A 13,453-nucleotide genomic window follows, 5' to 3' on the forward strand; every position below is an offset into this window, starting at 1 on the left:
CTGCAAATGGCCAAACGGTGACGAACTCCAGCGCAAAAGGCCGGATGGTGACGGCATCGCGGCGGCTGCACGTAGTCTGCACGGACATCCCGTTGTCGTTCCGAGGCTCAGGCATACCACCACGAAATAGGAATCTGTTCCGATTGACTCGTGGCATAATGTATACCAGTATCGGGGCGTCAACGAGGATATCCATCCTCGGACACGAGCGCCCGCTGGGGAGAGACATCCCCGCCCACGGACCAGGGAGGTTGTGATGAGAGTCGGAGACATCCTGAACAGGAAGAGCACCCGTATCGCCACCGTCCGCATGAACGAGACCGTCGCGACCGCCGCGCGGCTGCTTCGCAACGAGAACATCAGCGCGCTCGTCGTGAAGGACGTGTGCCGCACCGAAGGCAATGTCGCTGTCGGCATGTTCTCCGAGCGCGACGTGGTGCGCGCCGTCGCCGAGCACGGGCCGGCCGGAATCAACATGAAGGTGTCCGCGCTCATTTCAGTGCAAAAAATGGTGTCGTGCCATTCCACGGATTCGCTGGAGTACGTGCGCGATCTGATGAACGACAATCACATCCGGCATCTGCCGGTGATCGACGATCACACCCTGATCGGCGTGATCAGCATGCGCGACATCAACGCCACCACCGGCTTCGATGCGATGGCGCGCCCCGGCCCAAGGCCAGCCGAACTCGCGTTTGTCTGAGGGGTATCTCCCTGCAGGGCGCGATCACATGCACTCTCCGGTCGTGTGATCGCACCCTGCTTTTTTCTTCAGAATCCATTCCGCACCTCCATTGCTGCAATCATTTTGGGAAACGCGATGAAGATCTGTATTTACGGTGCGGGTGCGATTGGCGGCTATCTCGGCGTGCAGCTCGCGCAGGCGGGCGCCGATGTCAGCCTGGTGGCGCGCGGCGCGCATCTGGCGGCGATGAAGGCCAACGGCCTGAAACTCCTGATCGGCGACGAAGAGCGCGTGGTGCATCCGCGTTGCACTGACAATCCCGCCGAGCTTGGCGTGCAGGATGTCGTTATCATCTGCCTCAAGGCACACTCGATCACCGGCGTGATCGAGGCGATGCAGCCGCTGCTCGGGCCGAAGACGCGCATCGTCACCGCGGTGAACGGCATTCCCTACTGGTACTTCTACAAGCACGGCAACGCCTGCGAAGGTTCGACACTGGAAAGCATCGATCCCGGCGGCCGCCAGTGGAAGGAGCTTGGGCCGGAGCGCGCCATCGGCTGCGTGGTCTATCCGGCGACCGAGATCGAAGCGCCCGGCGTGATCCGCCATGTCTACGGCGACCGCTTTCCGCTTGGTGAGCCGTCCGGCGAGAAGAGCGCCGATGTCGAGGCGCTGGCGGCGCTGTTCGTGAAGGCGGGCCTGCAGGCGCCGGTGCTGGAGAACATCCGCGACGAAATCTGGCTCAAGCTGTGGGGCAACGTCTGCTTCAATCCGATCAGCGCGCTGACTCACGCCACGCTCGATGTGATCGGCAGCGATCCGGGCACGCGCGCGGTGGCCAGGTCCATGATGGTGGAGGCACAGACCATCGCCGAGAAGTTCGGCATCAGGTTCCGCGTCGATGTCGAGCGCCGGATCGAGGGCGCGCGCAAGGTCGGCGCGCACAAGACATCGATGCTGCAGGACCTCGAGCGCGGCCGGCCGATGGAAATCGATCCGCTTGTCACCGTGGTGCAGGAGATGGGTGCGCTGTCAAAAATCCCGACGCCGTCGATCGACGTCGTGCTGGCGCTGGTGGCGCAGCGCGCCAAGATTGCGGAGCTTTATTGAATTCCTATCCTGTCGCCTCAATCGTCATTGCGAGCGAAGCGAAGCAATCCAGTTTTCTTGCATAAGGACTGGATTGCTTCGTCGCTACGCTCCTCGCAGTGACGGGAAGCAATGTTTTGGAGGTTTCCGTGACGCAGTGGGTTCGCTTTCGCCATCAGGATCAGACAGGCTTCGGCACGCTGTCGGGCCAGAATATCACCGTGCATCACGGCGACATGTTCGATAGTCCCAAGGCGAACGGCAAGACCTTGTCGCTGTCCGATGTTGAACTGCTCGCGCCTACTACGCCGTCGAAGGTCGTCGCGCTGTGGAACAACTTTCACGCGCTGGCGGCGAAGCTCAACGTCGCCGAACCGGCCGAGCCGCTTTATCTGCTGAAAGCGCCGACGACCGTGACGTCGCCGAACGCGGTGGTGCAGAAGCCTGCATGGTATGACGGGAAGGTCGCCTATGAAGGTGAACTTGCCATTGTGATCGGAAAGACCTGTCGCGCGGTGTCGGTGACAGAGGCCGACGATTTCATCCTCGGCTATACCTGCGTCAACGACATCACCGCAGCGGACATTCTCAACAAGGACCCGACGTTTCCGCAGTGGGCGCGCGCCAAAGGCTTCGACGACTTCTGCCCGTTCGGCCCCGCCATCGTCACGGATATCGATCCGGCAAAGCTGACTGTGCGAACCATCCTCAACGGCGCGGAGCGGCAGTCCTACAGAATCTCGGACATGATCTTCTCGGCGCAGGAACTGGTCAGCAAAATCTCGCACGACATGACGTTGCTGCCGGGCGACATCATCGCCTGCGGCACGTCACTGGGCGTCGGCGTGATGAAGGAGCCGGTCAACAAGGTCATCATCGCCATCGACGGCGTCGGCGAACTGACCAACGAGTTCAGGAATTGAGGTTTTGGTCGTCCTGGCGAAGGCCGGGACCATTGACCTTCGCGAAATGTAACGATGGTGCGTCATCCTGAGGAGCGCGCCGCGCTTGCGGCGAGCCTCGAAGGATGCGCAGCCGCGCGTCACCGTCATCCTTCGAGGCTCGCAAGTGCTCGCACCTCAGGATGACGGGATTGTCCGCGAGCGGGTATGGGTCCGGCCTGCGCCAGGACGACGATCGTTATGTTGTCGTCATTGCGAGGAGCACTTGCGACGAAGCAATCCAGTCTTTCTCTTTAAATTTGGATTGCTTCGCTGCGCTCGCAATGACGCCGCGCACGCCTCACCGCGAATTTTCCGGCTCATTCTTGGCTGCCTTGGTGCCGGTGAGTTCGGCGAACGCCGGACCGAGCCCCGTCATGCGCACCAGAACCGCGATGTCGTTCTTTTGCGCGCCGCTGAGCTGTGCGTAAAGTGCGCGCGTCGCGGTTTTCAGCCGCGTAATAGCCTCGCTCTCCGTGTCGAAGCTGTCGTCGTGATTTTTCTTCAGCCGCTTCTGGTAGTCCTCGATCTGCAGCGTGACCTCGCGCATCGCGTTTTCCACCGGCGGCCAGTATTTCTGCTGCGAGGCGGTGAGGTTCAGCCGCTTCTTGATGCCGGCGATCTGGCTGTCGTTGAGGAACAGCCGCGAGGGCTTCTCCGATTTCGCAGCGAGCCTGCGCGGCAGCGTCACCGGCGCCGTCATCCAGGCGCGCGCGGTTTCATACATGTCGTTCGGAACGGTGGATTCGGTGCTTTCTGCCGGAACCGGAGAGGCGATGACACGGTCCTGTTTCGTCATCGTGTTGGAGACCGGATAGCGTGCGTCAAAGTCGTCCGCGGGATCGTCCCTGGTCAGCGATGCGGATGCGCTCTGGAAGAACAACTGGTCGCCGATCAGCCAGCCGCCGACGCCGGCCAGAAGGCCCGCGCCGCACATCAGCACGATGTATGTCGTCCGGATCGCCAAAACGTTTCTCTGTCGCAGATTCCCGCTGTCGCTGAAACCGGTCAAGTCTCGCCCAAATTGTTGAACAATTGTGGCTTTCCGAGGCTCCAAAACCTCTCGGGAGGGCTCACAGGCCTTAGCGCGGAGTTGCCAACATCGGGTAAATCAGCGGCTTTCGCGATGCAAGACATGGCATCGCGGATCGGCTAAAGGGACCACTGCGGCGTTGCGGGCGATGTTTGGGCATGGTCTCGTCCGGCCGCCGGTTCCCGTCCCTGGATCGATCCAGGGGCATGCTGCCGACCATGCCCCAATCCGGAGAACAACAATGAGCGAAAAGCCGCACGGGCAGAAGAGCGACGGCAACAAGTCGTTGACGCAGTACGAGGCGGAAGGCCGCGCGGTGCGCGCCAACATGGAAAAGCTGCGCGCGCTGCGTCTTGCCAGGGAGGCCGCCGAAGCGGCTGCTGCGCCGCCGGCCAAGGCCAAAGCCAGGAAAGGGGCGGCAAAGCCTGCCAAGAAAGAGGCCCCGGCGAAGCTCTCCGAGTGGCTCGCCAATCAGCAAAAGGGCGGCTTCCGGACCTGAGGGCATGGCATCCCACCCCGAGGTCGTCCCGGCGAAGGCCGGGACCCACAATCACTGAATTTGTTGCTGAAGGTGAATATCCGATTTTCTGTCTTAAGAATGGTGACAGGGGTGATGGGTCCCGGCCTTCGCCGGGACGACGACGTGTATGATGAGCGACATGCATTGATGACAAACGATCAGGGACGCGCATGACCACGGTCTACGATTTCTCGGCAGCGACGCTGGACGGCGAAGAGCGTCCGCTCAAGGCCTATGAGGGGCAGGTGCTGCTGATCGTCAACACCGCGAGCGCCTGCGGCTTCACGCCCCAATATGCGCAACTCGAGGAATTGCAGCGCGCGCTCGGCCCCCGCGGCTTTTCGGTGCTCGGCTTTCCGTGCAACCAGTTCGGCGGCCAGGAGCCGGGCAGTGCGCAGGAGATCGCCGCGTTCTGCTCGCAGAAGTACGACGTGACGTTTCCGATGTTCGCCAAGATCGACGTCAACGGCGGCAATGCGCTGCCGCTGTTCGATCATCTCAAGCGCGAGAAGCCCGGGCTGCTCGGCTCATCGATCAAATGGAACTTCACCAAGTTCCTGGTCGATCGCGCCGGCAAGGTCGTTGCGCGCTACAGCTCGACCACGGCGCCCGGCGCGCTGACCAGCGATATTGAAAAGCTCCTGTAAGATCAGGACACCGACTTCAAGACCAAGAGTTACGAACAAGACTCAAGACCCACATGAATCAGGATATGACGATGAGCGACCAGCTTCCCGACCGCCTCTCCACCGACCCCCGCAGCCCGTATTACAACGCGGACGTGCTGTCGCGCGATGTCGGCATCCGCTTCAAGGGCGTCGAGAAGAATAACGTCGAGGAATACTGCGTCAGCGAGGGCTGGGTGCGCGTCACGGCGGGTTCGTCCAAGGACCGCTTCGGCAATCCGCTGACCATCAAGCTGACCGGCGCGGTCGAGCCGTATTTCCGGGACGAGAAGTAGCGCCGCGGCTACATGGCCGGTACGACGATATGCTCCGGCTTCTGCCGTGCCTTGCTGCGCGCGTGCATGGCCGTATACGCCTGTTCCAGATGCCGCGTGAAGCGCACGGTGTCAAACAGCGGCGTGGTCAGGCGGTTGTCCGCGAGTTTCTGCCGGAGCGCCTTGAGTCTGTCCGGCTGTGTCGCAAGCTCGATGGCGCGTTGCTCGTAGTCCGCCTGCGATGACGTGACGAGCTCAGGCAGGTCGATAGTCTTGAGCAGGCTTGCCGCGACACGCCCCGCGAATGTGTCTCCCCGGCATGTCAGTAGCGGCAGTCCGGCCCACAGTGCGTCGCTCGCGGTGGTGTGCGCGTTGTAGGGCAGGGTGTCGAGAAACAGATCGGCGCAGCGATGCCGCGCCAGATGTTCGTCCGGCGGCATGCGCGGCGCGAACACCAGCCGCTTCGGGTCAATGCTTCGCGCGGCAGCTTCCTTCCGGAGATTGGCGCTGGCGGTCGCGTTGTCCTCAAGCAGCCACAGCACGCTGCCGGGCACGCGCTCCAGAATCCGCATCCAGCCGTCGAAAGTCTGCGGTGTGATCTTGTAGTTGTTGTTGAAGCAGCAGAACACGACGCCGTCCGGCGGCAGGCCGAGTTCGTCGCGGGTGAAAACGCGATCTGCGATCGCGCGCGTGCGGTCATTGGCCTGATAGCTGTCCGGCAGATGGACCACGTTTTCGGTGAAGAACGGCCGCTGCGAGTCCGGGATCACGGTGGCGTCGGCGAGGACGTAATCCATGTAGGCCGCGCCGAGGGTGCCGGGAAATCCGAGATAGTTGACCTGCACCGGCGCCGGGCGCTGCGCGAACACGCGGGTGCGGTCGTCGCCGAAATAGCCGTTGAGGTTGACCAGAATATCGATGCCGCTGTCGCGGATCGCGCGGGCGGCCTGTGCGTCGTTCAGGCTGCGGAGATCGACGATGCGATGAACCGCGGCTTTGATGCGCTTGCGGATGTCGCTGCCGTCGTCCCAGCCGTTGTCGAACGCAGTGATCTCGAACTGCGAGGTGTCGTGCTGTTCCAGCACACCGGTCATCAGGATCGACGTCGCCTGTGCGCGGAACTCGCCTGATAAATAGCCGATCCTGATCCTGTCGCCGTTGTCTGGCCTTGCCACTGGCGCGGTGCGGTCCGCTGGAAACTTCGCCGCGTTGTAAAGCTCGGCGCACTTTTGCAAACTCTGGTCCGAAGTGGCGACGCCCTGCCAGCCGAACGGTTCGGCCGACAACTTGCCCGCGGCGATGTCGCCTTCGATCTCCGCGATCAGGTTGCCGATGTCGCGCCAGTCGCAGGCAAGCATCCGCTGGTGCAGCAGGATCCCCTTGAGAAAGGGATACGACGGATTGAGCTGCCGCGCCGTCTCGTACGCAGTTGCGGATTCGTCATGTCGCTTGAGCTTGTGGAGGGTCAGGCCGGCGCCGGTCCAGCTCTCCAAGAGGTTCGACTGCAATACCAGCGCTTGCCGGTACGCGGCCAACGCTTCGTCATAACGGGCGAGGCCGAACAGCGCGTTGCCCTTGTTGTGATGAGCCAGCGCATAGGTCGGCTGCAGCGCGATCGCCTTGTCGAAATCGGCAATCGCGGCCTGATAGTCCTTGAGGTCGTTATAGACCGTGCCGCGGTTGCTCCAGGCTTCCGCGTCGTTCGGGCTGATCGCAAGCGCCTGCGTGAACTGCGCCAGCGCTTCGTCCGCGCGGCCCAGCGCCTTGAGCGCTATCCCGTGATTGTAGAGGGCCGCCGGCGCGTTCGGATTGAGCTTCAGCGCCGACTGCAGCAGCCGCTCGGCTTCGGCATATTTTCCAAGGCCGGTGAGGATCGTCCCCAGCACGCTCAAGCCCAGCGGGTGTGCGGGCTGCTTGCGTAGCAGCTTGCGAAGGGATTTCTCGGCGTCGTTCAGTTTCCCGGACTGGAACGACCACATCGCCTCTCTGAAGATGTCGTCGGTCGAGGCGGCCACGATCGAACTCGCTAAGCGGGATCGTTGATCCAGAGTTCGCGCCGTCCGCGCATCGTCAGGTCCGCCGGCGGACCTGCGAGATGCCGGAGACTATGGCGTGACGATCAGGTATCCGCCGACCACAATAATGACTGAGAGCAGGGTGAGGACGCCAAGCACCCCGGCGATGATCGCCGGCAGTTCATGGGTTTCGAGCCAGTTACGCAATGCTTTGACCATGCGGGTTTTCTAGCCCGGGCCGTTCCGCCTTGCAATCGCCCGTGCCGGAACCGCTGCCGTCAGCGTTTGCTCCGGTCCACCACCTCGGTGGAGGGGCGGTCGCTGCCCCGGACGGTTTCCTCGCGCCAGTTGCCCTGGCCGTCCTCGAACTGGATGACCTCGGTCCGGCCCGGCACGCGCTGTTCCGCCGCCGCGCGGGCTGCGGCGGCGTGGGCGGCCTCATGGGTCCGGAAGGTCTCCGAAAACACGTTGTTGAACTTGTAAGCCCAGCCACCATCGTGCTCGACCACTTCGTAAACGACCTTGACCATGCGGGCACCCTTCGGTTCACGGCGCGATAGGTCCAATACGTGTTGCCTGCGGCGGCCGATTTCAACGCCCGATGGGCAGGAACCGGCAGGCGACCGGCTTCACGAAGTTTCGTCAGTGCGGCAACTCACCTCTCCCCGCAAGGGCGGGGCAAGGGAGTCAGTAGACCTGACCCAAGGGAGTAGAGCCGGGCTCAGGCCAATCCGGCCAGCACGCCCTCGACGATCTTGCGTTCCTCGGCGGTCAGCGGCGTCTGCGGCGCGATCGGGTCGCCCACGTCATAGCCCTGCATGTCCAGTCCGGCCTTGATGCAGGCCGCGAGATTGAACCGGGCGAACACCTCGTTGACCCGCCACAGCTTGCGCTGCAGCGCGACGGCTTCGTCCCAGCGCCCCGCCTTGCACAGATCATACAGTTTCACGCTTTCGCGCGGCACGATGCAGGCCGGTCCCGCCATCCAGCCGACGCCGCCGATCAGCATCACCGCCGCCGGGATATGTGCCGACGCCGCGAACACGCGCATCTTGTCGCCGCAGCGGTTGATGATCGACAGCAGGCGGCCGGTGTTGTTCGAGGCATCCTTGATGTACTGGATGCGCGGATGCTCGGCGAGGCGTGCGATCACGTCGAGGGTGAGATCCGAGCGCTGGAAGTTCGGGTTGGTGTAGATCACCACGGGAATATCGACCGCGTCCGCGATGGCGCGGAAATACGCTTCGACCTGCGCGTCCTTTACCGGGAAATAGGCTTCGAGAATCGCCAGGATGCCGTCGGCGCCGAGCGCCTGATAGGCCTTGGCCTGCGCCACCGCATCCGTAGTCGATGTCGACGCCACGCCCGCGATCACCGGCACGCGCTTGGCGGTGGCTTCCACCGTCGCCGTGACCACGGCGGTGCGCTGCTCGCGGCTGAGATAGGCGAACTCGCCGGTCGAGCCGAGCGGCGTCACCCCGTGAACACCAGCCTTGATCATGTCGTCGCAGAGCTTGCCCAGCACATCGGTCTTGATGCGGCCATCGGCCGTGGTCGGCGAGACGAGATACGGAAACACACCGTGCAAGTTTTTTGGCAGGTCTGTGGGCAGGTCGCTCATTGCGGCTTTGCTCTTGGTTCTTGGATGGTTTTTTTGGCGGGTGGCGGCGTTAACGATTGACGCCTGTTTTCGACGTTTCGATCGATCGGCGCAACCCTCGCAAAGCATGATGTGGACGCACCGGGCGCATGCGGCACAAGATGTCGGTCAGCCATCTGGCGAGCATGGTATGAATCGCTGATTCGGGCGCGTTTCGTTCCACCCGCGTTCCAAATGTTAAGATCCGGCAACATCTGCGTCATGATGTCCGTTACGTTCTGAGACAGTTTGCGCCGAGCGGTGCTGGACATGCAGGATGGCGGCGAAACAGACAAGAGGTCGGGCATGATGAAGCGGATGATGGTTGCGGGACTGCTGTTGTTCACGGCGGGCGGCGCGCTCGCGCAGGACGTGCCCGGCATCGAGATCTGCACCGCCGAGAAGACCATGGAGCGGCGCACCGGCTGTCTGCAGAGCAACGTCAACTTTCTGAAGTCGTCGCTGACCAAGGCGTCGCTGGAAAGCCAGCAGAAGATCGACGCCGCCAACCGGCAGATCGACGCCTTGAAGGCCACCGTGATCGGCCTGCAGAACACCGTCGCGCAGTTGCAGGGTCAGGTGCAGGCACTGGGCAAGCCGAACGGGGCGGCCAAAGATGCGCCGAAGGAAGCGCCAAAGGCGCCCGCCGCGAAGTGACGTCGTTCGCAAGTGGCTGATGGATGTGGTGATGATCAGTGAGGCTTCCGAACATTCGATGTCATCCCCGCGAAAGCGGGGATCCATAACCCCTAGCGGTTCTGTCCAAGCCGGATTGCCAACGAACCTGAATAAACGCTGCGACAGGGAGTATGGGTCCCCGCTTTCGCGGGGACGACGGGGTGAGAGATCATTGCGATGAGCACAATCACGTCGCTATCGAAACCTCGCGTGGCAAAATCCAAAATTCGTGCAACAGCGTCGAAACCACGCGCCACAAAGCCAAAATCCAAGCCCGTCGCGTTCGTCTATGTGCTGGGCAGTTTTCACAAGGGCCGCTACATTTCCTATGTCGGCTGGACCAACGACGTGACGCTGCGGCTGGAAAAACATAATGCCGGCACCGGCGCGCGCTCGACCCGCGGACGGGCCTGGACGCTGCTGCACACCGAGCCGTTCACGACAAGGAACGAAGCCATGAGCCGCGAATGGCACCTCAAGCGCGACCGTGCGTTTCGCAAGAAGCTGATGGATGGCGTGCGGGCGGCAGCGATGCGCGGCTTAAAACTGGGTCGTCCCGGCGAAGGCCGGGACCCATAACCACCGAACTCAATGCCAATCCACGATGTCAGAAGTTTTGCCAGTGGCTCGCTTTCGGTTTTGAACGATAGTGTAGGGAGTATGGGTCCCGGCCTTCGCCGGGACGACGTGGAGAGATTTTAGTTTGAATACGACGCCATCCCCCATCGTCATCGACGCCGCGCGCACCCGCGCCAGCCTGCCGTTCGACCGGCTGATCCCGGCGCTGCGCGAGGCGTTCACGGCGGGCGCGGATGTGCCGCTGCGGCATCATCATTTCATGCCGCAGCCGGACGGCTCGACCGCAACCATTCTGATCATGCCGGCGTGGCAGCGTGCGTTTGTCGGCATCAAGATCGTCACGATCTTTCCTGAAAACGGCAAGAAGGCGCTGCCGGGACTGTTTTCCAGTTACCTGCTGTGCGACGGCGACACCGGCCAGCACGTCGCGCTGATCGACGGCAACGAGATCACCTCGCGGCGTACGGCGGGCATCGCGGCGCTCGGCGGGGCGTTCCTCGCGCGCGAGGACGCGACCAAATTGCTGGTGGTGGGCTCGGGCCGGATCGCAAGCCTTCTGGCGGATGCGTTCCGCGCGGTGCGGCCGATCGACAAGGTCGCGGTGTGGAATGTCAAAGAGGCAGGCGCGGCGCGGCTGGTATTCGATCTGCGCGCCAAGGGCATCGACGCCCATGTTGCGCCCGATCTGGAGCACGCGGTGGGCGAGGCGGATATCGTCAGTTGCGCCACGCTTGCGGAGAGGCCGATCATCAAGGGCGCGTGGCTGAAGCCGGGCACGCATCTCGATCTGATCGGCAGCTTCACACCGTTCATGCGCGAGGCCGACGACGAGGTATTCCGCAGGGGCCGCATCTACGTGGACACCTACGATGCGCTGAAGGAATCCGGCGAACTGCTCGATCCCATTCGCAACGACGTCATTGCGCCGGACGATCTTGCCGGTTCGCTGGCCGAACTGTGCCGCGGAGAGCGGAAGGGCCGCGGAAGCGACCGCGAGATCACGGTGTTCAAGGCGGTGGGCAACGCGCTGTCCGACATCGCCGCAGCCGGGCTGGTGTGGAGGGATTTCGAGAAGAAAGACTAGCCACGATCTCTCCACAGGTCGTCCCGGCGAAGGCCGGGACCCATCACCCCTGTCGGAGTATTTTGCAAAGGCGTGTCCGGCGTACCAGCTCCAACGGCAAGCCGGTGGTTATGGGTCCCGGCCTTCGCCGGGACGACGTGCTGATGGAGTGCGCTTTCCATCACACGACGACAGCAAGCCAGCTCTGCGCCCCCGCACTGGTCATTCGCAAAACCGCACGATAGGTTTCGCGCGTCAAAAATCAAAAACACTTGTTGGGAGATCTTCATGTCAAACGTCCGTGTCATCGCAACCGGTCTCGAATTTCCCGAAGGGCCGGTGGTGATGCCCGATGGCTCGGTGGTGCTGGTGGAAATCCGCCGCCAGACATTGACCCGCGTTTATCCCGACGGGCGCAAGGAGATCATCGCGAAGATCCCCGGCGGGCCGAATGGCGCGGCGCTGGGTCCGGACGGCAAGATGTACCTCTGCAACAACGGCGGCTTCTCATGGGCGCCCGGTCCGCGTGGCGCGATGATGCCCGGCGCGCCACGGCCGTCGGAATATATCGGCGGCTCGTTGCAGCGTGTCGATCTCTCAAACGGCACAATCGAGACGCTGTTCACCCATTGCGGCGAGCATCCCCTGAAGGGGCCGAACGATCTGGTGTTCGACAGGCAGGGCGGGCTCTGGTTCACGGATCTCGGCAAACGCCGCGCCCGCGACATGGATGTCGGCGCGCTTTACTACATGAAGCCGAATGGCACCGAACTGATCGAGGCGGTGCATCCGCTGCTGCCGGCCAACGGCGTCGGTCTGTCGCCGGACGAGAAGACTGTCTATGTCGCCGAAACGCCGACCGCGCGGCTGTGGGCGTTCGACATCGGCAATCCCGGCGAGATCAAGCAGGGTCCGGTGATCTACCGCGGCGAAATGGGCAAGCCCATCGCGGGTCTCGGTGGTTACCAGATGTTCGACTCCCTCGGCGTCGAAGCCTCGGGCAATGTCTGCGTCGCGACGCTGATCTCGGGCTGCATCTCGGTGATCGCGCCGGACGGCAAGCTGGTCGAGCAGGTGCCGACCGGCGACAACGTCACCACCAACATCGCGTTCGGCGGGTCTGAACTGAAGACCGCCTACATCACGCTGTCCGGCAAGGGCGAACTGGTGGCGATGGACTGGCCGCGCGGCGGCCTGCCGCTGAACTTCCTGAACAAGTAAGGGCATCTCGATGACGTGGCTTGAGCCGACGACCCTTGAGGGGCCGCATGCGCGGCTGGAGCCGCTGTCGCGGGATCACAAGGATGGTCTCGTCGAGGCGGTGAAGGACGGCGAACTGTGGAAGCTCTGGTACACGTCCATTCCTGCGCCGGAGACCATGGACGCGGAGATCGCCCGGCGTCTTGGTTTGCAGACGTCCGGCGCGATGCTGCCGTTCACGGTGAAGGATACCGCCGGCAAGATCGCCGGCATGACCACCTATATGAATGTCGATGCGGCCAACCGGCGCGTCGAGATCGGCTCGACCTGGTACGCGCAGCGCGTCCAGCGCACGCCGCTCAACACCCAGTGCAAGCTGCTGCTGCTCACCCATGCGTTCGAAAAGCTGAACTGCATCGCGGTGGAGTTCCGCACGCATTTCTTCAATCACCAGTCGCGGCGCGGGATCGAGCGGCTGGGCGCCAAGCTCGACGGCATCCTGCGCAACCATCAGGTCGCGCCGAACGGCACGCTGCGCGACACGGTTGTCTACAGCATCATCGGGTCGGAATGGCCGACGGTGAAGGCGCATCTGACCTATCAGTTGCACGAGAAGGCGCGATAGTCAGGCGAGATGCGTCATCCTGAGGTGCGAGCCATCTTTGGCGAGCCTCGAAGGATGACCTTCATCCCACACGCGTCATCCTTCGCGGCGCGCAAGAGCGCGCACCTCAGGATGACGTTCCTTGACTTTGGTTCCAGAATTAACCCGCGCAGCGCCTATTAAGGTTTAAACGCGGCTGTCGTTGCGCGCGAGAACAGGCGGGCTAACGTCTGATCGCGGACAATTGCCCATGTCCGTCGATAGCAGACGGGATCGTCGGGCGGCATACTGCGCTCGGCGATCCTCTCATATGAGGCAACCATGTCCGAAGCTTTCTTCGTTCTCGCCTTGGTGTTCGTCGCCGGTTTCGGCATCGGCTACGGTGTACGGTCCCAGATATCGATCATGCGCAGGGCACGGGCCCGCCGCGGCATAACGCGCACGGGGCCGTGACGCGAATACAACCG

At 62.8% G+C, this 13,453-nt stretch carries 17 protein-coding genes; 12 read left to right on the forward strand and 5 right to left on the reverse strand.

What is annotated here, in order from left to right:
- Positions 1-256: 256 nt before the first annotated feature.
- The 3 genes from HNQ36_RS22890 (at position 257) to HNQ36_RS22900 (ending at position 2,697) form a co-directional block, all read left to right on the forward strand.
- On the forward strand, positions 257-703 hold the full coding sequence (locus HNQ36_RS22890) for a CBS domain-containing protein (RefSeq protein WP_184089359.1): 447 nt from the start codon (positions 257-259) through the stop codon (positions 701-703).
- Between the two features lie 117 nt (positions 704-820).
- Entirely contained in the window at positions 821-1,795 is a 975-nt protein-coding gene (locus HNQ36_RS22895) for a 2-dehydropantoate 2-reductase (protein WP_184089362.1), read from the forward strand.
- A 128-nt stretch (positions 1,796-1,923) separates the two neighbouring features.
- Complete coding sequence (locus HNQ36_RS22900) at positions 1,924-2,697, forward strand: fumarylacetoacetate hydrolase family protein (RefSeq protein ID WP_184089365.1); 774 nt, start codon at positions 1,924-1,926, stop codon at positions 2,695-2,697.
- Between the two features lie 319 nt (positions 2,698-3,016).
- Here the strand turns inward: HNQ36_RS22900 and HNQ36_RS22905 are convergent, their stop codons facing one another.
- Positions 3,017-3,682 carry a hypothetical protein gene (locus HNQ36_RS22905; protein ID WP_184089369.1) on the reverse strand — a complete coding sequence of 222 codons (666 nt, stop codon included), beginning with the start codon at positions 3,680-3,682 and terminating at the stop codon, positions 3,017-3,019.
- A 307-nt stretch (positions 3,683-3,989) separates the two neighbouring features.
- Between HNQ36_RS22905 and HNQ36_RS22910 the strand changes: the two genes are divergently transcribed.
- The 3 genes from HNQ36_RS22910 to HNQ36_RS22920 all read left to right on the forward strand — a co-directional run bounded on the left by HNQ36_RS22910 (position 3,990) and on the right by HNQ36_RS22920 (position 5,229).
- On the forward strand, positions 3,990-4,247 hold the full coding sequence (locus HNQ36_RS22910) for a hypothetical protein (RefSeq protein WP_184089372.1): 258 nt from the start codon (positions 3,990-3,992) through the stop codon (positions 4,245-4,247).
- Positions 4,248-4,438: 191 nt separating this feature from the next.
- Positions 4,439-4,915, forward strand: a complete 477-nt coding sequence (locus HNQ36_RS22915) for a glutathione peroxidase (RefSeq protein ID WP_184089375.1) — start codon at positions 4,439-4,441, stop codon at positions 4,913-4,915.
- A 65-nt stretch (positions 4,916-4,980) separates the two neighbouring features.
- Complete coding sequence (locus tag HNQ36_RS22920) at positions 4,981-5,229, forward strand: DUF3297 family protein (protein WP_137325186.1); 249 nt, start codon at positions 4,981-4,983, stop codon at positions 5,227-5,229.
- Between the two features lie 8 nt (positions 5,230-5,237).
- On the opposite strand, the gene HNQ36_RS22925 is transcribed toward HNQ36_RS22920, so the two are convergent.
- From HNQ36_RS22925 to HNQ36_RS22935, 4 genes are all read right to left on the reverse strand, one after another.
- On the reverse strand, positions 5,238-7,223 hold the full coding sequence (locus HNQ36_RS22925) for an O-linked N-acetylglucosamine transferase, SPINDLY family protein (RefSeq protein WP_347339999.1): 1,986 nt from the start codon (positions 7,221-7,223) through the stop codon (positions 5,238-5,240).
- 90 nt (positions 7,224-7,313) lie between these two features.
- Positions 7,314-7,442: a hypothetical protein gene (locus HNQ36_RS26505; protein WP_283809700.1), complete on the reverse strand. Its 129-nt coding sequence runs from the start codon at positions 7,440-7,442 to the stop codon at positions 7,314-7,316.
- A gap of 59 nt (positions 7,443-7,501) precedes the next feature.
- A complete protein-coding gene (locus tag HNQ36_RS22930) occupies positions 7,502-7,753 on the reverse strand; it encodes a DUF2188 domain-containing protein (RefSeq protein WP_046829562.1) in 252 nt (83 codons plus the stop codon).
- A gap of 191 nt (positions 7,754-7,944) precedes the next feature.
- Entirely contained in the window at positions 7,945-8,844 is a 900-nt protein-coding gene (locus tag HNQ36_RS22935; RefSeq protein WP_184089378.1) for a dihydrodipicolinate synthase family protein, read from the reverse strand.
- A gap of 324 nt (positions 8,845-9,168) precedes the next feature.
- Between HNQ36_RS22935 and HNQ36_RS22940 the strand changes: the two genes are divergently transcribed.
- From HNQ36_RS22940 to HNQ36_RS26510, 6 genes are all read left to right on the forward strand, one after another.
- A complete protein-coding gene (locus HNQ36_RS22940) occupies positions 9,169-9,519 on the forward strand; it encodes a hypothetical protein (protein WP_430641398.1) in 351 nt (116 codons plus the stop codon).
- A gap of 246 nt (positions 9,520-9,765) precedes the next feature.
- Positions 9,766-10,119: a GIY-YIG nuclease family protein gene (locus HNQ36_RS22945; protein ID WP_430641400.1), complete on the forward strand. Its 354-nt coding sequence runs from the start codon at positions 9,766-9,768 to the stop codon at positions 10,117-10,119.
- Positions 10,120-10,243: 124 nt separating this feature from the next.
- Positions 10,244-11,203 carry a bifunctional Delta(1)-pyrroline-2-carboxylate/Delta(1)-piperideine-2-carboxylate reductase gene (gene lhpI, locus HNQ36_RS22950; protein WP_184089384.1) on the forward strand — a complete coding sequence of 320 codons (960 nt, stop codon included), beginning with the start codon at positions 10,244-10,246 and terminating at the stop codon, positions 11,201-11,203.
- Positions 11,204-11,470: 267 nt separating this feature from the next.
- Entirely contained in the window at positions 11,471-12,403 is a 933-nt protein-coding gene (locus HNQ36_RS22955; protein WP_184089387.1) for an SMP-30/gluconolactonase/LRE family protein, read from the forward strand.
- 10 nt (positions 12,404-12,413) lie between these two features.
- Positions 12,414-13,007: a GNAT family N-acetyltransferase gene (locus HNQ36_RS22960; protein WP_184089390.1), complete on the forward strand. Its 594-nt coding sequence runs from the start codon at positions 12,414-12,416 to the stop codon at positions 13,005-13,007.
- Positions 13,008-13,307: 300 nt separating this feature from the next.
- Positions 13,308-13,439, forward strand: a complete 132-nt coding sequence (locus tag HNQ36_RS26510; RefSeq protein ID WP_283814064.1) for a hypothetical protein — start codon at positions 13,308-13,310, stop codon at positions 13,437-13,439.
- The last annotated feature ends 14 nt before the right edge of the window (positions 13,440-13,453 follow it).

This window comes from Afipia massiliensis (assembly GCF_014203115.1).
Taxonomy (GTDB): domain Bacteria; phylum Pseudomonadota; class Alphaproteobacteria; order Rhizobiales; family Xanthobacteraceae; genus Afipia; species Afipia massiliensis.